Origin of the sequence: Gaetbulibacter aquiaggeris (assembly GCF_044003965.1) — a bacterium.
Classification (GTDB): Bacteria; Bacteroidota; Bacteroidia; order Flavobacteriales; family Flavobacteriaceae; genus Yeosuana; species Yeosuana aquiaggeris.
Map to the genome: position 1 here is coordinate 57,078 of NZ_JBAWKC010000004.1, position 25,127 is coordinate 82,204.

General features: G+C 31.8%; 22 protein-coding genes. 17 read left to right on the top strand and 5 right to left on the bottom strand.

What is annotated here, in order from left to right:
• The first annotated feature begins 93 nt into the window (after positions 1-93).
• From V8G56_RS12015 to V8G56_RS12025, 3 genes are read left to right on the top strand one after another with little or no spacing between them, the layout of a single operon-like run.
• Positions 94-771, top strand: coding sequence for a hypothetical protein (locus V8G56_RS12015; protein WP_395438701.1), 678 nt, complete (start codon positions 94-96; stop codon positions 769-771).
• Positions 764-1,816, top strand: a complete 1,053-nt coding sequence (locus V8G56_RS12020) for a sensor histidine kinase (RefSeq protein ID WP_395438702.1) — start codon at positions 764-766, stop codon at positions 1,814-1,816. The genes V8G56_RS12015 and V8G56_RS12020 overlap by 8 nt, the downstream gene beginning before the upstream one ends.
• A complete protein-coding gene (locus V8G56_RS12025; protein WP_395438703.1) occupies positions 1,813-2,517 on the top strand; it encodes a LytR/AlgR family response regulator transcription factor in 705 nt (234 codons plus the stop codon). Before V8G56_RS12020 ends, V8G56_RS12025 begins: the two co-directional genes overlap by 4 nt.
• Positions 2,518-2,667: 150 nt before the next feature.
• Here the strand turns inward: V8G56_RS12025 and V8G56_RS12030 are convergent, their stop codons facing one another.
• The 3 genes from V8G56_RS12030 to V8G56_RS12040 form a co-directional block, all read right to left on the bottom strand.
• Positions 2,668-2,853, bottom strand: coding sequence for a hypothetical protein (locus V8G56_RS12030; protein ID WP_395438704.1), 186 nt, complete (start codon positions 2,851-2,853; stop codon positions 2,668-2,670).
• A 123-nt stretch (positions 2,854-2,976) separates the two neighbouring features.
• A complete protein-coding gene (gene ccsA, locus V8G56_RS12035) occupies positions 2,977-6,165 on the bottom strand; it encodes a cytochrome c biogenesis protein CcsA (protein ID WP_395438705.1) in 3,189 nt (1,062 codons plus the stop codon).
• A gap of 86 nt (positions 6,166-6,251) precedes the next feature.
• Positions 6,252-6,656, bottom strand: a complete 405-nt coding sequence (locus tag V8G56_RS12040; protein WP_395438706.1) for a group III truncated hemoglobin — start codon at positions 6,654-6,656, stop codon at positions 6,252-6,254.
• Between the two features lie 60 nt (positions 6,657-6,716).
• Here V8G56_RS12040 and V8G56_RS12045 point away from each other — a divergent pair, with 60 nt between their 5' ends.
• The 11 genes from V8G56_RS12045 (at position 6,717) to V8G56_RS12095 (ending at position 19,733) form a co-directional block, all read left to right on the top strand.
• Positions 6,717-7,484 (top strand): Rossmann-like and DUF2520 domain-containing protein, encoded by a 768-nt coding sequence (locus tag V8G56_RS12045; protein ID WP_395438970.1) that lies wholly within the window; start codon positions 6,717-6,719, stop codon positions 7,482-7,484.
• Positions 7,465-7,995 carry a KdsC family phosphatase gene (locus V8G56_RS12050; RefSeq protein WP_395438707.1) on the top strand — a complete coding sequence of 177 codons (531 nt, stop codon included), beginning with the start codon at positions 7,465-7,467 and terminating at the stop codon, positions 7,993-7,995. The genes V8G56_RS12045 and V8G56_RS12050 overlap by 20 nt, the downstream gene beginning before the upstream one ends.
• Before the next feature lie 59 nt (positions 7,996-8,054).
• Entirely contained in the window at positions 8,055-8,969 is a 915-nt protein-coding gene (locus V8G56_RS12055) for a geranylgeranylglycerol-phosphate geranylgeranyltransferase (protein WP_395438708.1), read from the top strand.
• Entirely contained in the window at positions 8,969-9,556 is a 588-nt protein-coding gene (locus V8G56_RS12060) for a Maf family nucleotide pyrophosphatase (RefSeq protein WP_395438709.1), read from the top strand. The genes V8G56_RS12055 and V8G56_RS12060 overlap by 1 nt, the downstream gene beginning before the upstream one ends.
• 58 nt (positions 9,557-9,614) lie before the next feature.
• A complete protein-coding gene (locus tag V8G56_RS12065; protein WP_395438710.1) occupies positions 9,615-10,145 on the top strand; it encodes a mechanosensitive ion channel domain-containing protein in 531 nt (176 codons plus the stop codon).
• Between the two features lie 31 nt (positions 10,146-10,176).
• Positions 10,177-11,244 carry a magnesium/cobalt transporter CorA gene (corA, locus tag V8G56_RS12070; RefSeq protein ID WP_395438711.1) on the top strand — a complete coding sequence of 356 codons (1,068 nt, stop codon included), beginning with the start codon at positions 10,177-10,179 and terminating at the stop codon, positions 11,242-11,244.
• Positions 11,245-11,364: 120 nt separating this feature from the next.
• Complete coding sequence (locus V8G56_RS12075) at positions 11,365-13,221, top strand: helix-turn-helix domain-containing protein (RefSeq protein ID WP_395438712.1); 1,857 nt, start codon at positions 11,365-11,367, stop codon at positions 13,219-13,221.
• 157 nt (positions 13,222-13,378) lie between these two features.
• The gene (locus V8G56_RS12080) at positions 13,379-14,080 is read left to right on the top strand and encodes a hypothetical protein (RefSeq protein ID WP_395438713.1); all 702 of its coding nucleotides are present in this window, start codon (positions 13,379-13,381) and stop codon (positions 14,078-14,080) included.
• Between the two features lie 209 nt (positions 14,081-14,289).
• On the top strand, positions 14,290-16,821 hold the full coding sequence (locus V8G56_RS12085) for a PIG-L family deacetylase (protein ID WP_395438971.1): 2,532 nt from the start codon (positions 14,290-14,292) through the stop codon (positions 16,819-16,821).
• Positions 16,822-16,936: 115 nt separating this feature from the next.
• On the top strand, positions 16,937-18,721 hold the full coding sequence (locus V8G56_RS12090; RefSeq protein ID WP_395438714.1) for a sodium:solute symporter: 1,785 nt from the start codon (positions 16,937-16,939) through the stop codon (positions 18,719-18,721).
• Between the two features lie 31 nt (positions 18,722-18,752).
• Positions 18,753-19,733 carry a Gfo/Idh/MocA family protein gene (locus tag V8G56_RS12095; RefSeq protein WP_395438715.1) on the top strand — a complete coding sequence of 327 codons (981 nt, stop codon included), beginning with the start codon at positions 18,753-18,755 and terminating at the stop codon, positions 19,731-19,733.
• Positions 19,734-19,836: 103 nt separating this feature from the next.
• Here V8G56_RS12095 and V8G56_RS12100 read toward each other — a convergent pair whose 3' ends face one another.
• Together V8G56_RS12100 and nhaD are read right to left on the bottom strand one after the other, a co-directional pair.
• Positions 19,837-20,685, bottom strand: coding sequence for a DUF2911 domain-containing protein (locus tag V8G56_RS12100; protein ID WP_395438716.1), 849 nt, complete (start codon positions 20,683-20,685; stop codon positions 19,837-19,839).
• Between the two features lie 238 nt (positions 20,686-20,923).
• Positions 20,924-22,231 carry a sodium:proton antiporter NhaD gene (gene nhaD, locus V8G56_RS12105; protein WP_395438717.1) on the bottom strand — a complete coding sequence of 436 codons (1,308 nt, stop codon included), beginning with the start codon at positions 22,229-22,231 and terminating at the stop codon, positions 20,924-20,926.
• Between the two features lie 280 nt (positions 22,232-22,511).
• On the opposite strand from nhaD, the gene V8G56_RS12110 reads away from it, so the two are divergent.
• Genes V8G56_RS12110 through V8G56_RS12120 form a run of 3 tightly spaced genes read left to right on the top strand, consistent with a single transcriptional unit; the run spans position 22,512 to position 25,108 of the window.
• Positions 22,512-23,168 (top strand): TetR family transcriptional regulator C-terminal domain-containing protein, encoded by a 657-nt coding sequence (locus tag V8G56_RS12110; RefSeq protein ID WP_395438718.1) that lies wholly within the window; start codon positions 22,512-22,514, stop codon positions 23,166-23,168.
• Positions 23,169-23,177: 9 nt separating this feature from the next.
• Positions 23,178-24,488: an ABC1 kinase family protein gene (locus V8G56_RS12115; RefSeq protein WP_395438719.1), complete on the top strand. Its 1,311-nt coding sequence runs from the start codon at positions 23,178-23,180 to the stop codon at positions 24,486-24,488.
• Between the two features lie 2 nt (positions 24,489-24,490).
• Positions 24,491-25,108, top strand: coding sequence for a flavin reductase family protein (locus tag V8G56_RS12120; protein ID WP_395438720.1), 618 nt, complete (start codon positions 24,491-24,493; stop codon positions 25,106-25,108).
• Positions 25,109-25,127: the final 19 nt, after the last annotated feature.

Here is a 25,127-nt window from a genome sequence, read left to right on the forward strand (position 1 = left end):
GTTTGACTACTCACCATAAGGGTTTGACGAAAATATTTGAAATTAATCATACTACAGCCTTACTTAGCCTTTAAATAATTAAATTTGAATATCATGAAAACTTTCAAACCCAGACTCATCATTTTAGCATTGTTGTTTTTTATAATAAACGGTTGTGTTGTAAAATCTTTATTTCCTTTTTATACGAGCAACTCTATTGTTTTTGAAAAAAAATTTATCGGTAACTGGATTGATACTGAATATGCTAAATGGAACATTCAACCTTTCCAAGAAGTGATTTTAAAAGAAAATAAAAAAGCCAGCCCCTCTGAGCTTGATGACGAGCAATTTGCTCTATATAATAAGTATGAAAAAGCATATGTGGTCTATTTTGAAAAAGACAGCACAAAATCTAGTTTTTTGGCAATGGCTTTTAAAATTAACAATCAGTTATTTCTTGATGTCACCCCTATTGAAGACAAGGAAATTGACGATTTAAAAAATAATTTATTATATAAAATTCATTTAATTGGCACTCATACTTTGGCAAAGTTTGATATACTAAATGATAATCAAATAGATATTAACTGGTTTTCTTCTGAAAAGTTAGAGAAACTTCTAAAAGAAAATAGAATAAAAATTAAACATGAAAAGGTCGGGTTTTGGGAGACTATTTTATTAACCGCCTCTTCAGAAGAATTGGAAAAATTCATAAAAAAATATATGGATTCTAAAGATGAAGACAAGTGGAAAACGGATGTAGAGTTTAATTTAACAAGAGTTAATGACTAATCGAAACCCACATTTAATCCAAGGCAATAACCACAATACACTCTTATTTAACAGTGTTTTGTGGATTTGCTCTTTTACTATATTGCTGTTCATTTTTTCTGAAGACAATAGTCCTAAAAAAATTGATTTTATATATACTATTAGTTTTTTAGCCACCATCATAATTCCAGTACTTTTAAACTTATACATTCTTATTCCGCTATTTTTAAAAACAGAAAAATACATACTGTTCGTAATTACTTTTGTTTTAACTATCATTGTGTTTACACAGCTTAATGTATGGTTCTTTGATTATTTTATAGATTATTTATTTCCAGATTATTTCTTTATATCCTATCATTCAAATTCTAAATTAATTACTATTTTCAGTATCTTTTTGTTAGGAACTACTTTAATAAAATTATCAATGGACTGGTTCTATTTTAATAAACAAGAGAACTTAGAATTAAAACTAAAGAACCAAAAAATTGAAATGCAACTCTCATTGTTGAGATCACAAATCAATCCTCATTTTTTATTTAATTCTCTTAATGTCATTTATGCTTTAGCACTTGAAAAGAAAGAAGAAACAAAAGATGCCATCGTGCAATTATCTGATATTTTAAGGTATGTTATTTATGATTCCAATACGCAACGCGTGTCTTTGAAAGATGAAATTGAACTATTAAAAAATTATATCGCATTTCAAAGATTCAGACATCTGGACACTGGAAATGTGACTTTTAATTATTCAACTGATGATACTAATTTTCTCATCTATCCTATGTTATTATTACCTTTAGTTGAAAACAGTTTTAAATACGGTATTAAGGGCGATATAAACCATACTTTTATAAATATAACGCTCAATCAAAAAGAAGAGGTTTTTTATTTTAAAATCGAAAATAATTATTCTGATAATCAAAATGAATCCAGTGAACATTCTGGTGTAGGTAATGAAAATATAAAAAAAAATCTGGAAATTGTATACCCCAATTTGCATGAATTTGAAATTATTAAAACGGAATCTACCTTTAAGGTTCACTTAAAATTAATTCAAAAATGACGCTTCGCTGCTTAATTATTGACGATGAGCCCTCTTCACAACTGGTATTAAAAACTTTTATAGCAGATGTGGGTTTTCTGGAGTTATGTGGGATCGCCAATAATGCTGTTGAAGCGATGAATCTATTACAAGATCATACTGATATTGACCTCCTTTTTTTAGACATCAATATGCCTAAAATATCTGGGTTAACTTTTTATAAATCCCTTCAAAACCCACCTCATGTAATTTTTACAACGGCTTATTCACAATATGCTATAGAAGGTTTTGAAGTTAATGCTATTGATTATTTACTAAAACCTTTTTCGTTCGATCGCTTTTTTAAAGCGGTTAATAAGGTTATTGAAAATCAAAGTGGAAAGGAATTAAAAAATCATGAAGACTCCTTCATTTTAATTAAATCCAGTAAAACTCTGCATAAAGTTAATCCCAACGACATTCTGTTTATTGAGGCATTAGGCGATTATGTCAAGGTTCATTTAGAGACCTCTTATATTTTGACCAATAATACCTTTAGCTCTGTTTTAGAATCTCTCCCGGAGTTAATGTTTATTCGAACACATAAATCATTTGCTATAAATTTTGCGAAAATGAATAGTGTAGAGGGCAATTTAATTACTATAAATCATCATAAAATTCCTATAGGACAAAAATACAAAGCAGCATTCCTCAGTATGATTAATACAGGAAAAAAACTATAGAGAACTCATTATAAATCTGTATAAAGAAAAAAAATAAAAATCACCTACAATTAATCATTTCTTTCAGCTTTTTCAAAAGCTTTGATGGCAGCAATAGCCCAAATAGCTACACAAACAGCGACAAAAATTGAAAACCAAAATATAACTTCGTTACCGCTCATTTTTTATAAGTTTTATGTAAATCATTACCCCTAAAAGTGTAGGAGCCCATAAGCCTATAAATATGCCATGCATTTGATCACCGGTTAAAAACAAAACTTCTGCTACAACAATGATAAATACACAGAGTAATAGCATTAAGAAATTAGAAAGACCTAATTTTTTTATTAAATTCATAATTATATGATTTTGAGGTTAATTTATAAAAAACACTTATTAGTTCAAAACATTTTCACAATAAAAATATTTTGAACTAATAAGAAAATTAAGAATTGAAAATCTAAATAATAATTTTAGATTTTATTTCTTGAAATACATCGCATATTTTCGATAGGCAAAATATCCAACGATTGCTAAAAATGCGATAGCTCCAAAAATAAATTTAATGCTTACAATCTGGTCACCACTTGCATATGAATGCAATCCTGCTAAGTAAAAATTAACTCCGAAGTAAGTCATCATAATACTTGCAAAGGCAACAACAGCCATCAGGTTGAATAACCATTTACCTCTTAGCCCTGGAATTAAACGCATATGTAATACAAAGGCATAAATAATAATACTAATAAGTGCCCAAGTTTCTTTTGGATCCCAACCCCAATAGCGACCCCAGCTCTCATTGGCCCACATACCTCCTAAAAAGTTTCCTATGGTTAACATAACTAAACCTACGGTTAAAGCCATTTCATTTATGATTGTTAATTCATTGATATTTAGCAACATCTTATCTTTATTGTCCTTATTTGTAAAGATCATTAAAAACAAGGCTACAAAACCAAGAATCATTCCTAAGGTAAACGGTCCGTAACTAGCCACAATAACAGCCACATGTACCATTAACCAGTAACTGTTTAAAACGGGTTGTAAATTAGCAATAGCCGGGTCCATCCAGTTCCAATGGGCTACCATTAAAATCATAGCAGTTACAAACGCCGTTGAAGCTATAGTTAGGTCACTTTTTCTTCCAAAAGCGAGTCCAAAAAACATGGTGGCCCAGGCCACATAAATCATAGATTCATAGGCATCACTCCAGGGTGCATGTCCAGAAATATACCAGCGTGTTATTAAACCTGCAGTATGCAATAAGAATAACAAAAGAATGATAATCTTAAATAAATTAACTGAGACTTGTATGGCCTTACTTCTACTTTTAAATATTTGAATAATCAGCACCACAAATAATAAAGAACCTGCATACATATACCAGCTAAACAGCTTTTTAAATATGTCATATTTATTATATAGCACTTCGGTATTAACTTTCTTATCACTTAACATAACAGCCGCTCCATACTGCTTTTGTGTTTTCTTAAAAGCGTCCAATAGTTTATCTGCTTCAGTAAAGTTTTTTGATTTTTTTGCTTCATTCAAAGCGTACAGGTAAGCACGAAATCCATTATTTATAAAATTACCATACAGAGAATCCTGTATATTAAAGTTTTTTGTTCTGTATTCTACAGATGAAATCCACTTATTATTTGGATCGTTAGGCACAGGAAAAATTCTAAGCGATTTTCCTTCAACCGTCCCATACATTAAATTAACACGTTGATCTGCCTCTTTAAATTCCTTTTGAAAGGCATTAGGCACTTGGGCTTTATAAGCCTCATCTAAATAAGGAGCCAATTTATAGTCCCCCTTTTCACTGAAGAAATCAGCTAAAGTGGCAAATTTTTCTTCCTTATCTAACCCAATAATCGTGCGAATGGAATCTGCTTTTTTAAGTTTTAAATAAATAATTGGAATGTTATACCAAAGCATCGGACTTTCCTGCATGGAAAGAAATATTTGATCGGCATTAAATTCTTCATACACATCATTTTTACTTAATTTTCTAAGCATTTCTGAAGCATACGTATTAACAGGCATCATTCTACCACTAAGATCCTGAATAACCAAACGTCCAAATTTATCAGTATGTTCTTTAGGGGTAATATTAGCGCGTAAAACCGAGTCCATTTGAACTTTAGTTGGCTTGGAATGGTCGTGACCATCATCTTCAGAATGAACTTGAGAATAGGCATTCAATCCAAATACAATTAATAAAACGGATAATAATTTTGCCTTTTTATCTTTTATACTATTCAATTGATTTTCTAAAAATTTAAATCTGGTAGCCTTACTAAACATAATGGCCATTAAACCGAAGAAAAGCATAAAATACCCAGAATAAGTGACCCAGGTTCCCCAGAAATCATGGTTAACCGAAAGCACAGTTCCTTTTTCATCGGGGTCAAAACTCGATTGAAAAAAACGATAGCCTTTGTGTTCAAGTATATTATTCATAAAGATCTTATAATCAAAATCACCAGATTCTGGATCTAAAACCGTTACTTTACTAGAATAGGACGAATAACCACGTTCTGTACCGGGATAACGTTCTGCTTCAAAATCATTTAACTTAATAGAAAAAGGCAATTCAAGAACTTTAGCACCAAATTGCAGATAAATATCTAATCCTCCTATTTCAACCTTTTTAAAGCCATTATTTAAACCTTTACCGCCTAGAACACCTACAGTTTTAGTTTCTCCGTTAGTTTCAATTTTAAATAATAAACCGTCTTCATCAAAAGTATTTATTACTTTAGATTTTTCCACAATACCAATATTTCCTTTAATAACTGGTTTTGGGAGCACCATTTGAAAACTTCCAAAAACGTACCTAGATCTTAAATGTAATGGCTGGATACTATCTTTTACCAATTGTCCTTGCGCCATAGTTGCCATGGTCATATACTCACCTTCAAAAGGTGATTCTATAAAAATACCATCTTCATTATTAGTAATGTTTACAGCTCCTTTGGTAGCCGCATTAAGACTGAATAACACATTATGAATAATCATAATCTGCCCTTCTTTTAAAAAATGATTATGAGCACCACCATCACCTGCCTCAACAATTTTTAAATAATTTTCTCCATTTTCATCAGGAATAATATCTTCTTCAGCCCCTTGAATAAAATCCAATAACTCAATGCTAACCGGTTGTTGATCATATTTTGCACTGATGGAAAATTTATTTTTTAACCTTGGCGAAAAATCAACCTCTTTTTCAATTGGCAATCTTTGTGCCACACCATCAATTTTATAGTTTCCATCTATGTAGGCTGTTACATATGTTTTTTGTGACAAGAACTTATTTTCAGTCGCGCCTTCACGAATGGCCATGACGCCTTCAAAACTGGTATATCTTGTGATAAACGCACCTAAAATGATAAAAATAAAAGCTAAATGGAGAGTAAACGTTGCCCATTTTTCCTTTTTATAAAGTTTATATCTGAAAATATTACCTGAAAAATTGATAATAAAAAACACAAATATGGCTTCAAACCACCAGGCATTATAAATTAATGTTCTGGTATAAGGTGTTGGTGATGTTTTTTGTCCCGCATCTAAAAAAGTACCGGCAACCATAGCACCAGCAAAAACAAGAAATAAAACAGCTGTAAATCGAGTTGAGAAAAGAATATTGGTTAATTTTTTTAACATTGTAGTTGGATCTTTAATATTGCGCAAATTTAAAGTATTTTGTATTGTTAGTAATGATAATAGTCATAAAAAAAGATGTTAAAACATTAGGATTTATTATTTGAACTAGTTCTAGATTCATAAATATGAAGATAAAAAAAGGTACTCATTTTTCTGGCTCTGGTCTTGGCATTTTCTGCGTAATCACCAACAAATAAATCATCTATAGTTTGAAACCACAGATGAAGCCATGCTCCAAAATGCAATTGGCTTATCGTGTTATTAAATTTTTTATCTACTTCCACATGGGCCTTTAAAGGGTTTCCCAAATATTTTGTCTTTAAAAATAAATTAGACTCCCAAAAAGTAGTAAGACGTTCCAAATGTTCCTCCCAATCTTGGATGGTTTCATTAAAAAAAGGACCTAATAAAGCATCCCTTCGCACTTTTTCATAAAATGTGGAAACCAATAAAAATACATCAGCTCTCGTTTTAATATCTTTTTTTTCCATATCGATCAAAGATACATGAATAGGCTTTTATATAACGCTTTACTTACTTATTTTAGCATTATGATTTCTGTAGTTATTCTCGGCGCTGGCAATGTAGCCACACATTTATTTCATGCTTTTTATAAAGCTGAAAATGTATTTGTAAATCAATGGTTTAATAGAAATTTAAAATCCATTGATTTCTACAAAAATATGGTAAATGTAACTAGTGATCTCTCTTCGCTTAAACCCGCAGATGTTTATATTATTGCCGTTAGTGATGATGCCATTTCAAAATTATCCTCTCAATTACCCTTTGAAAACCAATTGGTAGTTCATACTTCAGGGAGTGTTGGGTTATATGATTTAGATAAAAAGAATCGTCGTGGTGTTTTCTATCCATTACAAACTTTTAGTAAGGAAACAAGTATTAACTTTAAAAACGTTCCTATATGTATCGAAACGGCAGATAAGAAGGATTTTAAAAGCCTAAAACTACTTGCAGAAGCTATAGAAAGCGCAAGCTTCAAAGTAAATAGCGATCAAAGAAGCTCCTTACATTTAGCGGCCGTTTTTGTAAATAATTTTACCAATCAGTTGTATAGGATTGCCCATGAAATCACAGAATCAACAGGCACCGAGTTTGATATTTTAAAACCATTAATTCTTGAAACGGCCAATAAAATACAAAACTTATCTCCTTATTCGGCGCAAACAGGCCCTGCAAAGCGTAATGACAAGAAAACCATTAAAAAACATTTAAAAAAATTAGAGAATTCTCCTCATAAAGCAATTTATGAAATACTAACCGCATCAATTCAAAAAACACATGGAAGAAAAAAGTTATAAAGAATACTTAAATCATATTACCACTTTTATTTTTGATATTGACGGCGTCTTAACTGATGGCACAGTAACAGTTACCACAAGTGGTGAGTTGTTGCGTAAAATGAACATAAAAGATGGCTACGCTTTAAAAACAGCTGTTGATTTAGGTTATCATATTTGTATTATTTCAGGAGGCTCCAATGAGGGGGTTCGTATTCGTTTAAATGCATTAGGCATTACAAATATTTATTTGGGCACCCATGATAAAATAGACCAGTTAAATGAGTTCTTATTAAAATATAATATTAAGCCAGAACAGGTGCTTTACATGGGTGATGATCTACCAGATTATCATGTGATGCAAAAGGTAGGATTGCCTTGTTGCCCTCAAGATGCCGTACCTGAAATAAAAAATATTTCAAAATATATTTCTCATAAAAACGGGGGTTATGGTGCTGCCAGAGATGTTATTGAGCAAGTTTTGAAAGTACAGGAAAAGTGGCATTTAAACTATGATGCAAAATATGATTAGAATGCATGATTTCACTTTTTTTAATACACAATTCTTCTTTAATCTTTAACTCTCAGCTATTGAACATTTTAAAACTTATCCGCTGGAAAAATCTTGGCATGATTGTAATGATGCAATGCCTGATTAAGTATGGTTTATTTCAACCGTTTGGGGTAAGCATGTCATTAAATACCTTCCATTTTTTCCTTTTAATGATTTCGACACTTTGTATTGCGGCTGCAGGCTATGTTATTAACGACATTTATGATGTTGAAACCGATTTTATTAATAAACCGGACAGAATTATTATAGGTAAAACAATTAGTGAAAAAACGGCATATAACCTATTTATCATTTTAAATGTTATGGGTGTAGGCATTGGTTTTTATCTGTCTTATGCCATTGGTAAAAGTGAGTTGTTTGCTCTATTCGTTATTATTTCAGCGCTGCTATATGTTTATGCCAGCTATTTAAAACAAACATTTTTAATAGGGAATATCGTTATTTCTGTTTTGGTTGGTTTAAGCATTTTAATTGTTGGAATTTTTGAATTAATTCCTTCTATGACTCTTGAAAACCAAGGTATTCAATTAGCTTTTTTCAGAATCCTCTTAGACTATGCCATTTTTGCCTTCATTATAAATTTCATTCGGGAAATATCCAAAGACATTGAAGATACAGATGGTGATTATAAATCTGGTATGCATACTTTACCTATTGTAATCGGACGTGGAAGCGCTTCAAAAGTATTATTTGTGTTATCATTTATACCCTTGTTGGCGGTTATTTATTACCTTAATAAAAACTTGTACAAACAGCCGGTTGCCGTAATATATTATTTGATTTTTATAATAGCGCCTCTCCTCTATACCTGCATTTTAATATTTAATGCAAAAACAAAAAAAGACTTTCATGCCATAAGCCAACTACTTAAATTAGTCATGCTTTTTGGGATGATTTCTATTTTATTATATAAATTCATGTTATTATCATAATGATAAAGGAAAAATTAAAAAACCATCATATTATTTTAGCTTCTGGTTCCCCCAGAAGACAATTGTTCTTTAAAGATTTAGGGGTTGATTTTGAAATTCGCCTGAAGCCAGTAAAAGAAGATTTTCCATCACATTTGAAACATTATGAAATCAGTGATTATTTAGCCCAGTTGAAGGCAGAACCATTTAAAGAGGAATTGAAAGACCATGACATTCTTATTACAAGTGACACCATTGTATGGCATCATAATCAAGCTCTGGGAAAACCTTTAAATGAAGCTGATGCATTCAACATATTGAAGGCTATTAACAATGGCACACATGAGGTTATAACATCTGTTTGTTTTACTACCAAAACAACTCAAAAAATCGTTCATGACATTACTAAAGTAACGTTTAAACATCTTTCTGATGAAGAAATTAAGTATTATATTAAAACCTTTAAGCCATTTGACAAAGCGGGTGCTTACGGAATACAGGAATGGATTGGACAAATTGGAGTGACAAAGATTGAAGGCTCCTATTTTAATGTTATGGGACTTCCGGTACACATGGTTTACCAAGTACTTTCAGAAATCGTTGAATAAAATCGTTTTATTTACATAACCAAACTAACTTATCTTTGTAACTATATAATCAAGCATTATGAATAATTTTTTTAACACTTATACTTTAGAAATAGTAGAAACTATTATTCTTATATTATTTTTTATTATTCTAAATTTTACTTTAAAAAAAATATTAAAAGGCATTGGAAAACGAGGTAACATTAATGTGGCCAGAATCAAACTCATTGGGAAATACATCACAGTAACCTTAATTTTAATTGCTATTCTTATTGAAGCTATTATTCTTGGTGCTGAACCCAGTCAAATAGTTTTAGTTTTTTCTTCGGTATTTGCAGTTGTTGGTATCGGTTTATTTGCCACCTGGTCTATTTTAAGTAACATCACTTCTGGTATCATTATGTTCTTTTCGTTTCCTTATAAAGTTGGTGACAAAATCATGATACATGATAAGGATTTTCCACTTGAAGCCGTCATAGAAGATATTGGAGCTTTTCAGCTGCATTTAAGATTAGATAATGGGAATTTAGTCACTTATCCAAATAATCTCATACTACAAAAAGGCGTTACCCTTATTGAGAAAGATGCCCTGGATGAAGATTACGATTAAAACACTATATTTATAATATTAAGCTTTTAGCATGTTAAAAAAACGTACATCGCACTATAAAAAGAAACTGGGTTTAAGTCCTGGCTCTATTGTATACACCGGAGACAAAGAAACCCAGGGTCTTTTTATTGAATCTTTTGATTATAATTCTGAATTTGTCGATAAAAAAGTACATGCTAATATTGAAGATGTTTTTCATTTTAAAAATACAAAATCTGTTAGTTGGATAAATATTAATGGTCTTAATCATGTGGATGCTATTGAAAAAATAGGTAATCACTATAATCTGCATCCGCTCACGCTTGAGGATATTGTAAATACTTCTCACAGACCAAAAATAGATGACTATACTAATTATGTTTTTATCGTTTTAAAAATGATTTATTACGATAAGGATGAACAAGTTGTAACAGAACAAGTTAGTTTTATACTTGGAGATAATTATGTTATCAGTTTTCAGGAAGCAGAAGGTGATGTTTTTGATACGGTGAGAAATCGTATTAGTTTGGCAAAGGGCCGCATAAGAACCTTAGGCTCAGATTATTTATTATATGCCTTAATTGATGCTGTGACCGATCATTATTTTATTGTTATAGAAACTATGGGCAATAAAATTGAAGATCTGGAAGATAATTTATTCACCGGATATTCTCAGGAAGAAATAAGCGTGCAAATACAAAATTTAAAGAGAGAAATACTTAAAGTACGCCGAGCCATTTTTCCTTTAAGAGAAATTATAAGCAGGATTGAGAAAAATGAAAATAATTTTATTCAGGATAAAACCATTCATTATTATAGAGACATTTATGATCATGTCATCCAAATTTCTGAAAATATTGAGATTTACCGAGAAATGATCTGGGGTCTTATGGATATGTATATGACTACCATTAGTAATAAAATGAATGAAGTTATGAAGGTCCTTACAGTCATATCAACCATCTTTATTCCTCTGACATTTATGGCAGGTATATATGGTATGAACTTCGATTACATTCCTGAACTGCATTTCAGATACTCTTATTTTATTTTGTGGGCGATAATGATTGCTTTATTTTTCTCTATGCTTTATTATTTTAAAAAGAAAAAGTGGTTTTAGTTTTCTGCCTTTTAAAAGAAATCTGTCCTGTCATTTTTTTAAACAATCACTTGATTTTTATCAAATAAATTGTAAATTTAAATAGTTTTCAACCACTCAATATGAAAGATGTTAAGCAACATGTCTCAAACTTTCATAAAAAAAATAGAACATCTCGTTTTATCTAATCTTGAAAATGAAAAATTTGGTGTTAGTGAACTTGCCAAGGAAATGAACTTTAGCCGTTCCCAAATACTTAGAAAAACGAAGTCATTTTCAGGAAAATCAACCAGTTATTTTATTAGAGAAATTAGATTAAGGGAAGCGGCACGATTTATTTTAAATAGTGACTTAACAGTATCAGAGATTGCCTACAAAGTTGGTTTTGGTAGCCCTTCTTATTTTAACAAATGCTTTTTAGATTATTTCAATCAAACACCAGGTGAATTTAAAAAGAGCCATGAAAATAATGAATCCTTTGATTTTAAATTAGTAAATGAAACCTCTAAAAAAGGAATAAAAACAAATATGGCCTGGATTGCTGTTGTTGCAGTCATTATCGCCATAGTTTTATACTATCAAAAGAATTTCTTTAGTAATAAGTCTCATAAAGAGATTCAATATGCATCAATTGGAGTCCTACCGCTTGAAGATTATTCTGAAAATAGAGATTTTGATTATCTCGCATCTGGAATAACTGAGGCTATCAATCTAGAATTATCTAAAAACAAATCCATTCGTGTTATCTCAAGGGGGTCTTGCGAACGTTTTAAGGATGATAAAAACACTCCTTATAATCAAATTGCTAAGGAGTTAGGAGTTGATTTATTATTAGAAGGATCAGTTCTTCCCAATAATGATAGTTTACTTGTAGTAGTTCAACTAATTAAACCTTTTCCTGAAGAACGTCACATTTGGTCAAATAAATACCATCATAGCACCAAAAATGTTTTACAATTAGTGCAAAATATTTCCAGTGAAATCGCCAATGAAATTTCAACAAAAATAACTTCGAATAGGTCTAAAACTTACAATATAAATCCCGAGGCCTACAGTTTATATTTAAAAGGCAGGCATTTATGGTATTATCAAAAAACAAGATATAGTTCTTTAATGAGTGCTAAAGATTACCTGGAGAAGTCAATTAAAATTGATCCTAATTTTGCTCCAGTATATGTAGCATTAACGGAAACTTATATATCTCTGAATAAATTGATAGGAGACAATCTTGAAAGATTAATCAACAGGGAAAATGCAAGAAAATCAATTGACAGAGCGTTTGAACTTGACGAATCTTTAGCAGAAGCTTATATTACAAAAGGAAATTTAGTTGGAAAATTTGATTGGAATTGGGGAAAAATGAAAGAAATGGCTGAAATAGCATTGAAACTTGAACCAAACAACACAGAGGCACATCAATTATTATCAAATTATTATACGATAACTGGAGATTACGATAAAGCTATAAGCGAAGCTACGGTAGCGCATTCTCTAGACCCATTAAATCCCTCTATGGGTTCTTTAGTTGCTGAGAGATATTACATAGCAAAAGAATTTGATAAATCAATTAAAAAATATAACGAGGTTTTAGAGTTAGAGCCAGATTATGGTTTTGCCTTGAACGGAATAGGATATGTTTATCATAAAAAAGAAAACCTTGATAAAATGATTACATCATGGAGAAAGCTCCAAACCATTATGAAAAACGATTCACTTGGATGGTATTATGATAACAAAAGCCTCAATGAATCTTTAAATTTCTATTTAGATAAAGCAACAATAAATACACCAGGTTTTTGTTCAAATCCAAGCGTTATTGCATCTATTCAAATGATGGTAAACAATAAATCAAATGCCCTAGATTTTATAAAAGTTGCATACCAAAATAGAAATGAGGATCTACCTATCATGCTAACATATCCTGATTTTATTCCTCTTCACAGCAATCCAGAATTTCAGGAAATCGCCAAGAACATGGGGTTAGTTCTACCCGATTAATTGGAATGGTTTTTATAAATAAATTATTTTCTAATAATTCCCTATGCTTTAAAATTTTAATGATTTAAGAAAAATTTGAAATAAAATGCTTCAATATTGATATGTTTACATTAATATAATTCATGAGATTTAGAACATAACAATAAAACTAAATATTATGAAAAAAATTATTTCACTCTCGACAATTTTCGCTTTGTTTTTTCTTTTTATATCATGTCATACTGAAGCCATAGATGAAGCCACCAGCAATTTGGAACTAAATAGTTCTAAAGTAAATAACAGCAAAAAATCTACTGGTTTTGATCAATGGGGATATAATTGGAACGCCCACCAGTTTAATGGCTATCTTATAAACGCATGGTTTGGTGATGAACTGTATCCGGACGCACCTTGGTACAAAAAAGAACCTCCATACAATGGTGATTGGGAAGGATATGCAGTTGATAATCCTGAAGTTTTGGATTATGACTTTTATTACTACGGAAATATGACACTGGTAATGCACTGGAACGAATCCTGTATAACAAAAGAAGGAGTATACCAATATCCAATTGTTGATACAGATGCATGGATAACATTTCATTATCGCGCAGGAGAAGGCGAAAACCGATGGTCTCAATTTCAAAAATACGTGGCAGTAAAATCCACAGACACATTAGCTGTTTATTTTGCTGATGATGATGGAAATCCAGTATATGGAGAATGGTTCTCAGAAGAGGGAGAATCAGTTGGATTATTTTACTTGTGGCCAGACCGAGCACTTGTGCAAGTAGTAAATACAGGAAATGTTCCTGAAGGCATGCTTGGTACATACAAGGGTTTGATTGGCCCTGGAATAGGTAAATATAAGTCCCGTTAAATTTAGATGGTCTTTATGTACACCTTTGAACAAATAGGATAATGAACATTAAAAAATTTTTTAAATTAAAAAACCCTGTAGAATTAAACAGGGTTTTTTTATTTTTGAAATAAGTATCATTGTTTATGAAATTCGTTAAAGAAACATTAAAAGTAGGTCCTTGGCTGGTATCTTTTTCTATATTTGATTTTACCTAACTACAAAATATGATGCAAAAATCAATCCTTTTCCTACTATTTATATTTTTATTTCCATATTCCAATCAAGCTCAACAACCAAAAAAACTTAATGCTTCAGAGATCTATGAATCTATCCAAAAACTGAATTTTTTAGGATCAGCATTATATATAGCAGCGCATCCGGACGACGAAAACACCAGACTCATTTCTTACCTATCAAATGAAGTCAAGGCTAGAACTGGTTATTTGGCGTTAACAAGAGGTGATGGCGGACAGAATTTAATTGGCCCGGAAATAAGTGAATTATTAGGCGTGATAAGAACTCAAGAATTACTGGAAGCCCGAAAAATTGATGGTGGAGAGCAATTCTTTACAAGAGCCAACGACTTTGGGTTTTCAAAACATCCGGATGAGACTTTAGCCATTTGGAATAAAGAAAAGGTTCTGAGTGATGTTGTTTTGGCTATAAGAAAATTTCAACCTGATATTATTATTAATCGTTTTGACCATAGAAGCGCTGGCAGTACCCATGGCCATCATACCAGTTCAGCCATGTTGAGTGTTGAAGCCTTTGATTTAACTAACAATCCTAATATTTATCCAGAGCAACTTAATCAAACAAGTATTTGGCAACCACAGCGTGTCTTTTTTAATACTTCCTGGTGGTTTTATGGAAGCCAGGAAAATTTTGAAAAAGCGAATAAAACCAATTTATTAAGTATTGATACGGGTGTTTATTATCCTTTAAAGGGATTGAGTAATCCTGAAATTGCGGCTTTAAGCAGAAGCAAACATAAATCTCAAGGATTTGGAAGTACAGGAAGCCGTGGCGAAGAAATAGAATATATTGAACTCATCAAAGGTGATTTACCCATAAATAAATCTAATGTTTTTGATGGTATTGATACTAGCTGGAATCGAGTAAAAGGAGGTACCGCTATTGGTAATATTCTATCAAAAGTGGAAGCAGATTTTGATTTTACCAACCCTTCAACATCCATTCCAAAACTGGTTGAAGCCTATAAATTAATTGAAAAATTAGAAGATTCACACTGGGGAACTATAAAGTCTAACCAGATAAAAGATATTATTGCCGCTTGCGCTGGCTTATATCTAGAAGCCGTTGCAGAAACCAATCATGCTACACAAAATTCAGAAGTAGCTATTGCTGTTGAAATGATTAACAGGAGTAATGCAAATATTGTATTCACAGAGTTAAATTTAAAAGACAAAAGCCATAAAAAGTCATACAAACGTTTTGCTTTGGAAAATAATAAAAGAGCGCTTTTAAAAGACACAATAAATATTTCTAAAAACCAAGAACCGACAGCTCCTTATTGGTTGACTTCTAAAGGAACCTTGGGCATGTATACCGTAAGCAATTCAAATGACATCGGTTTACCTGAAACGCCTGCGATCTATAACGCCATTTTTAAATTAGAAATTCAAAACACCCCAATAGAATTTACAAAACCCATTGTTTATAAAACCAATGACCCTGTTAAAGGAGAGGTTTATAAACCATTTGTAATCACCCCAGAGGCTTCAGCAAAATTTACTGAAAAAGTAATCGTTTTTAGTAATGACCAACAAAAAGAAGTTCCAGTCATTATAAAAGCAGGAAAAGATAAATTGGAAGGATTTGTATCTATAGCACATCCAAAAAACTGGAATGTTTATCCTGAAAAACAAACTATTTCAATATCTCATGATGATGAAGAGCAAACCGTTTTGTTCACTATCGTTCCGCCGAAGGATCAACATGAAGGACTTATAACGCCAATGGTTCATGTTGGTGATCATATTTACACCAGAGAACTTTTTGAAATAGATTACGATCATATTCCATTTCAAACAGTTTTATTACCAAGCGAAAGCAAAGTAGTGAGATTGGATATTCAAAAGAAAGGTGAGAATATAGCTTACATTGAAGGTGCTGGAGATGTCATACCTGAAAGTTTAAGACAAATTGGTTATAACGTGGTTACCATAGCACCAAAAGATATTAATGCAGAAACTTTAAGCAGGTTTGATGCTGTTGTTGTTGGAATCAGAGCTTACAATACGGTAGATGATTTAAAATATAAACAACAAATATTGTTTGATTTTGTTGAAAAAGGAGGTAATATGATTGTTCAATACAATACAAACTCAAGATTAAAAGTGGATGCTTTGGCCCCATTTGATCTGGAGCTTTCAAGAGATCGTGTTACCGATGAAAATTCAGAAGTTATATTTTTAAACCCAAGTCATTCTATATTAAATTATCCAAATAAAATCACCCAAAAAGATTTTGAGGGATGGACACAAGAACGTGGATTATACTTCCCTGATAAATGGTCCAATGACTTCACTCCTATTCTATCCATGCATGATAAAGGAGAAAGTCCAAAAGATGGTAGCTTATTAGTGGCAAAATATGGAAAAGGCTATTACATCTATACAGGTTTAAGTTTTTTTAGAGAATTTCCAGAAGGTGTGTCTGGCGCTTATCGTCTATTTTCAAATATGCTTTCCATTGGTAAAGAAAACCTTAAACTAGAAGCTAAAATAAACGATTAATGATGGACCCGGAAAAGCAACAGAAACAACCTTGGTTAAAACTTTATTCAATTTTACTGATTGCTAATCTGGTCTACATTATTATTTTCTACCTAATCATGAAATCCTTTTAACGATGCAGAATTTAAATTGGATTGATTGGGCCGTTTTAATTACTACACTATTAACTATAGTTTTATATGGCACCTGGCAAACGCGTGGCAGTAAAAATGTAAAAGATTATTTAAAAGGGGGCAACACTTCAAAATGGTGGACTATAGGATTATCTGTCATGGCCACCCAAGCAAGTGCTATTACCTTTTTATCAACCCCAGGACAAGCCTTTAATGATGGCATGGGCTTTGTACAATTCTATTTTGGTTTACCAATAGCCATGATCATTATTTGCATGGTCTTTATTCCGTTGTATTACCGACTTAACGTTTATACCGCTTATGAGTTTTTAGAAAACAGATTTGATTTAAAAACCAGAACCTTAACGGCTATTTTATTTTTAATACAACGCGGATTGGCAGCCGGCATCACCATTTTTGCACCAGCCATTATTTTATCCGTGGTTTTGGGTTGGGATCTATTAACGCTTAATATTGCAATTGGCTTTTTAGTAATTATCTATACGGTTTCTGGTGGTACAAAGGCAGTTAACGTGACCCAAAAACACCAAATGATTGTCATTTTTATAGGAATGCTTGTAGCATTCTTTATTATTGTTGCCAAACTCCCGCAGGATATTACTTTCTCCAAAGCACTTGATATAGCTGGTGCCAGTGGTAAAATGAACATTCTGGATTTTAGTTTCAATTTAAACAACCGCTATACCTTTTGGAGTGGTATCATAGGTGGGACCTTTTTAATGCTCTCTTATTTTGGAACGGATCAAAGTCAGGTGCAACGTTATTTGTCCGGCAAATCAGTTAAAGAAATGCAACTCGGACTGATATTTAACGGATTGCTAAAAGTTCCCATGCAATTTTTCATTTTATTGGTGGGTGTCATGGTTTTTGTCTTTTATCAGTTTAATGAAGCCCCTTTAAATTTTAACCCTACTGCGACCGAATTAGTTTTAAACTCTGAATATAGTGCTGACTTCAAAAAGCTTCAGCAGGAACAACAAGAAAATTTTAAGGACAAGCAATTACAGATTAATAATTTTGTTACCAATTCTCCAACGGAAAATACCTCTAAATCAATTGCATTAGCAAATAAATCCAATACTGAAATTAGGAATCAAGCCAAAATATTAATAGATAAAGCCGCCGAAAAACAAGATATTAAAGTTGAAAGTAATGATAAAGATTATGTTTTTATCTATTTCATTTTAAACAATTTACCTCGTGGACTAATAGGTTTATTGTTAGCAGTTATTTTGAGTGCGGCCATGTCAAGTACTTCTAGTGAATTAAATGCTTTAGGGTCTACTACAACCATTGATTTATACAAAAGAAATACATCTGAAAAAACAGAAGAGCAGATGGTAAAAGCCTCCAAATGGTTTACATTCGCTTGGGGCATTATGGCTATTAGTGTTGCTTGTATTGCCAATCTTTTTGAAAATCTCATCCAGCTGGTAAATATAATAGGATCTATATTTTATGGTAATGTATTAGGTATTTTTATGATTGCTTTTTTCTTCAAACTTATTAAGGGGCAAGCTGTTTTTATTTCAGCTCTGGTGACACAAGTTATTGTTATTAGTTTGTTTCTTTTAAACCAATATGACATTATTAATCTGCCCTTTCTTTGGCTAAATTTTGTGGGATGTATTTTAGCGATTATGTTCGCTATGATAATAGATTATAAAAGAATTTCTAAATCCGATAAGATGATACTTATTTTTTTAATGGTCTTATTTTCTTGTTTCAGTTATTTAATTTTAAAAAACTCTAACCTTCTATACTAATTTATAGTATTTATTAAATACTAAAAACCATATGGCACAAAAAGTAAAAACCATTCGTTGGGGCATTATGGGCTTAGGAAATATAGCTCATAAATTTGCTCAGGATTTAATTAAAATTGATCATTCGCAATTATATGCGGTAGCCTCAAGAACTAAAGAAAAAGCAGATGAATTTGCTTCTAAATATGGGGTTTCACAAATCTATGGCAGTTATAAAGCATTGGTAAATGATACTAATATAGATGCTATATATATTGCCACACCTCATGCGTTACATAAAGAAAACACCCTTTTATGTTTAGACAAAGGGATTGCCGTGTTATGTGAAAAACCTTTTGCCATGAATGCTAATGAAGTAGACATGATGATTTCTAAGGCAAGGGAGAAAAAGGTGTTACTTATGGAAGCCTTATGGACTTCTTTTTTACCTCATTATCAATATGTTCTTAAAGAACTAAAAACTAAAACGTTTGGCGATCTGCTAAAAATGGAAGCCTCTTTTGGTTTTTTTAGAGCATTTGACAATGACTCCAGACTGTTTAAAAAATCATTAGGAGGCGGAAGCCTTTTAGATATTGGCATCTACCCCATTTTTGCGGCATTATCTGCTGTTGGAAAACCTGAGTCCATAGAGGCCACTGCCACTTTTTTTGAGAATGGTGCTGATTCGTCCTGTGACATGAGATTTAATTATAAAAATGGATTGAAGGCTTATTTAAGAAGTTCCTTGCTTGAAGATTTACCCACAGAAGCCATTTTTTACTGTGAAAAAGGAACTATTAAAATAAATAAGCAATTTCATTGTCCATCAAACATAACCATTACTGTTGATGGGAAAGAAGAACATTTAGATTTCCACTACCAAACAATTGGTTATAATTATGAAATTGAACACTTTAATGAGTTATTGCGTCAAGGAAAAACTGAAAGTCCTATCATGTCTTTTAAATTTAGCCAAGAATTAATAGCATTATTAGATAATGTAAGAACCCTTATCAATTTAAAATATTAAACAATTTAAATTTCCTGTTGAATATGTGGAATTTTTTTGATCAAGAAGCCTAAAAAAAAAGCGCAACCAGTGGTTGCGCTTTTTTTTATAAATAACATTCAACTTACATTTTTGCCCATTCTTGAAGCGACTCAGTATTCATTTTTACATAATCAGCGTTACCAGCTGCCTGTGCACCTACCAATGATTTTTTAGCAGTTTCTATAGCGGCTTCTTTATTTCCGGCTTTAGCATATATTAAAGATTGTTGTCTTAATTGCCAAAAGGCTGGTTTTTCAGTCATAGACATCGCCTTTTCCATCCATTCTAGTGCTGTGTTAATATCCTTATTTTCTTGAGAATAATAAACGGCTGCCGCATAATAATCATTCGCCGTTGGTGTCCCGTTCATAGCATCATTAATACTAGTTAGAACTTTATCATCAGTAGGTACTTTAAATTCTACACCCACATAAACATTTTCCCACATCATTCCTAAAGTTGCACCACCGCTATGTAAGTTATTGAAGCCCATAGTGAATGTTTCTATTGTCATTGGTAATGGGTAGACCTCTGCAGTAACTTTAGCCGCCACTTTTGCGTCATCCCATTTTTGAGGTGTTCCCCAATTATCAGTATCACTATAGAAAACAACTTCCCATGATTTTTCATTAGGCGTCACAAAAATAGCGTAAGATCCCGCTTTTAATGTTTTATCTCCGACACTAAAATCATCACTAAAAGTAATTTTTGTGTTCGCATTAGCGCCTAAACGCCAAAGTGTTCCATAAGGCACCAGATCTCCAAATATAGTTCTTCCTCTCATATTAGGTCGGCTATACTCTAAACTAACATCTGTTAGTCCTACCTTTTGATCTATCTTTGCAGACGGACTAGGCTGAGGGGTTACAATCTGTGCGTTTACCATTAAAGTAACAGTAAATAATGCAATAAATAGCTTAATTTTTTTCATAAAAAAGTGTTTGTTATATGTTTATCATTAGAATTTTTATAAAATTAAAGATTTATAACTCGTTAAAATGTTAACAAATCCTTAAATCTAATTTATTTGTTGATATTAGTTTGCTTCATAATATCTTCAAGCATTTCAACTTGCACCTGTTGAATCGTTAAAACTTCTTGTTACTGATGTATAATTAAATGATCATATTTAGGCATCAAAAAATAATCTTATTGAATTATCACAGGTATTAATTTAAAAACATATAAACTCCAATACCAGCTGCATATCCCAAAATAGCCAAAACAGAAATTCTTTTTAAATACCAAATAAAGTCAATTTTAAATATGCCCATAATGGCCACACCTGCCGCTGACCCTATGATTAAAATACTACCGCCGGTACCCGCACAAAATGCTAATAATTCCCAAAAAACACTGTCTACAGGATATACGTCTAGAGAATACATGCCCATGGCTCCAGCTACAATAGGGACATTGTCAATAATGGATGAAAATACTCCAATTAAAGTATTAATAACGTAAATATTATCAAAAGTCTTATCCAACAGTGTTGAAAGCTGTAATAAATGACCGCCGACTTGCAAAGCCGCCACTGCCATCAATATTCCTAAAAAGAACAAGATACTTGGGGTGTCAATGCGCTCAATGATGCCAGCAATTGACAAGTGTTTCTTATGTTCTTCATTCTTATTTCTATGCAATATTTCAGTAGTAATCCAAATAATACTCAAACCAAATAAAATACCCATAAAGGGTGGTAAATGGGTCACAGTTTTAAATATTGGAACAAAAAGTAAAGCGCCTATACCCACAAAAAATATCAATCTTTTCTCAAAATGATTTGCTAACCCACCTTTAATTTCAACGGAATCCTCGTCAGCTGTTTCTTGAATGAAATCTCCTTTTAATTTAAAACTTAATACAATAAGCGGAACGATCATGCATACCAAACTAGGAATAAAAATTTCAGTAACAATATTAGTGGCAGTGACCTGACCGCCTATCCAAAGCATGATGGTAGTCACATCTCCAATTGGTGACCAGGCACCGCCAGCATTGGCCGCAATGATGATCATACCGGCAAAAAGCCATAAATCCTCTTTGTTTTTTATCATTTTTTTTAACAAAGTGGCCATTACAATGGCGGTTGTTAAATTATCTAAAGCCGCTGAAAGAAAAAAGGTGATAAAACATAAGGCCCAAAGCAATTTAATTCTGCTAGAAATTTTTATACGATCTGTGATAATAGAAAAACCTTCATGTGCATCAATAAGCTCAACAATGGTCATGGCCCCTAATAAGAAAAACAGAATTTCAGATATTTCACCTACTTGAATCAATAAGGATTCTGTAATAAAATCAATAGAATGCGATGGTGAAATAGCAGTAAAAATGGTATCTCTTCCAAAAATGAGTAAAATCCAGCAAATAACTGCAATCAAAAGTGCAGAAGCCGTTTTATTGATTTTAATGACGTGCTCAGTTGCAATAGCCAAATATCCTATGGCAAATACTAAAATGATTGCTAAGTACATATTTTTTCAAAAATTAATTAGGGTAATGACACATTAAAATTAATCTATTTTTGAATTGGTTAAATCAGTGGGTAATAATATTTTTTATTCTTAATATCTAAGGCAATTTCAAACCAAAAAATGTCATTTTTTTAAAGGCATTTAGTAATTCTTTTAGAATTCAAAAAAAATAAAATTCAATCCTAAACAATGAGCTGATAAATTTATTATGTTAATTTTTGTTTAACTTTTATTATAAATGATTAAACATTTTGTACTTTTGTTCTAGAATTTTTAAATTATGGCAAAAAAGAAAAATATTTTAGAACAAGACATCATTTCATATTTCATGGATTATGTCCTAGCGCATGATAAAAAACCAGCTTCCGTTTACCACTTTGCTAAAACAAATGGTTTTGACGAAGCTGCATTTTATAATTTTTATGGATCCTTTGAAGCTCTTGAAAAAAACATATTTAAAGTATTTTTTGAGAATACTTTAATCGCCTTAGAGGCAAGTGAATCTTATGAAACCTTTGATGCAAGAAATAAGCTCTTGAGTTTTTATTTTACCTTTTTTGAGAACCTGACGGCTAACCGCAGTTATGTAGTATATGCTTTAAACACTCAAAAAAACAATCTTAAAGGTGTTTTAGTCTTATCTGAATTAAAGAAAAGTTTCAATAAATATATCTCCAATTTAGATATTGAAACATTAGATATTAAGCAAGAGCACATTGAAAGGATTCAAATAAAAGCACTACAAGAATCAGCGTGGATTCAATTAATGATGACCTTAAAATTTTGGTTAGATGATACCTCTGCTGGTTTTGAGAAAACAGACATTTTTATTGAAAAATCAGTGAATACCAGTTTTGATATATTAAATATTGCGCCTTTAAAAAGTGTTATTGACTTTGGAAAATTTCTTTTCAAAGAAAAAATGCATATGAATTAATTGACTATCATGAAAACCATAGATAAAATACCAGTAACAAAAATTCAAAGAGCCACGAAACTAGTTTCAACAGGTGCTAAAGTTGGCGTCAATTATTTGAAGTACTATGGTGATAAATTAGTAAACACTGAAGTTGAAGCCAAAGAGCGACTGAATAAAAATAATGCAGAAGATATTTATGACGGTTTAAAGCAACTAAAAGGGAGTGCCCTTAAAGTAGCTCAAATGCTAAGCATGGAAAAAAGTATTCTTCCACAGGCATATGTTGACAAATTTTCTTTGGCCCAGTTTTCTGTGCCACCATTATCGCCACCACTGGTTCTAAAAACATTTAAGAAATATTTTGGTAAATCACCAGATGACCTATTTGATTCCTTCAACACAACTTCTGTGAATGCTGCAAGTATTGGTCAAGTACACCTTGCAGTCAAAGACGGGAAAAAACTTGCTGTGAAAATCCAATATCCGGGAGTTGCCCAAAGTATTGCATCAGATCTTGCCATGGTTAAACCAATTGCTATGAGCATGTTTAACATCAAAGGTAAAGACTCCGATAAGTACTTTAAGGAAGTTGAAGGAAAGTTATTAGAGGAAACAAATTACATGTTGGAAATTAAACAAAGTCAAGAAATTGCCTTGGCTTGTTCTCACATTTCCAACATGTTGTTTCCTGATTATTATGAAGAATTATCTTCTGACCGTATAATTACGATGGATTATATGGAAGGTGAACATCTATCTGAGTTTACAGCTTATAATACCGATCAAGAGAAAGCTAATAAATTAGGACAAGCGCTTTGGGATTTTTATATGTTTCAAATACATAAATTAAAAAAAGTACATGCTGATCCGCACCCTGGCAACTTTTTAGTATCCAAAAAAGGGGAACTCGTTGCACTTGATTTTGGTTGTATGAAGAGCATTCCGGATGAGTTTTACATACCATACTTTGAACTGGCAGAGGAAAAAAACATCAATAATCAAGACTATTTTGTCACTAAATTATATGAATTAGAAATATTACGTGAAGACGACTCAAAAGAAGAAATTGAATTTTTCACAACTATGTTTCATGAAATGCTGAGTTTGTTCACACAACCATTTCAAAATGAGTCTTTTGACTTTTCAGATTCAGGATTTTTTGGAAAAATAGCAGAATTGGGTGAACGCTATTCTAAGAATACTGAGTTACGTAAAATGAACGGTAACAGAGGTTCAAAACACTTTATCTATATTAACAGAACCTTTTTTGGCCTTTACAATTTGATGTTTGATCTAAAAGCACAAAACATTAAAATCAATAATTTTAAAAATTTATAATAATGCTTCATTTCTCTCAACACGATATAGATGAAATGCAGCATTTGTATAAAATAAACTTAATTAACAGTTGCTCCGGCTATAAATCGGCAAACCTTATAGGGACAAAATCTCTTAGAGGTATTAGTAATGTTGCAATATTTAGTTCTGTAACGCACATTGGCTCAAGTCCGGCAGTATTAGGCTTCTTCTTAAGACCAACAACAGTTATCAGAAATTCTTACGAAAATATTAAGGAAACTGGCTTTTTTACTATCAATCATGTACATGAAGCTATTTTACAGGATGCGCACCATACCTCAGCTAAATATGATAAGTCGCTTTCAGAATTTGACTTTACAGAACTTAAAGAAGAATATAAAGGAGATTATTTAGTACCTTTCGTACAAGATGCGCCTGTACAAATGGCTATGAGATATGTTGAAGAATATGCTATAAAAGCTAATGACACCATTTTACTGATAGGCGAAATTATTGATTTGTACATTGCTGATGACCTACTGGAAGCAGATGGATTTGTAAATTTATCAAAAGCCAATGTAGCATCTATTAATGGTTTAGATGGATATAGTATTCCAAAACTAAAAACAAGATTAGAATATCAGAGACCAAAAATCTAAATAATAGGCGTTATTAAGA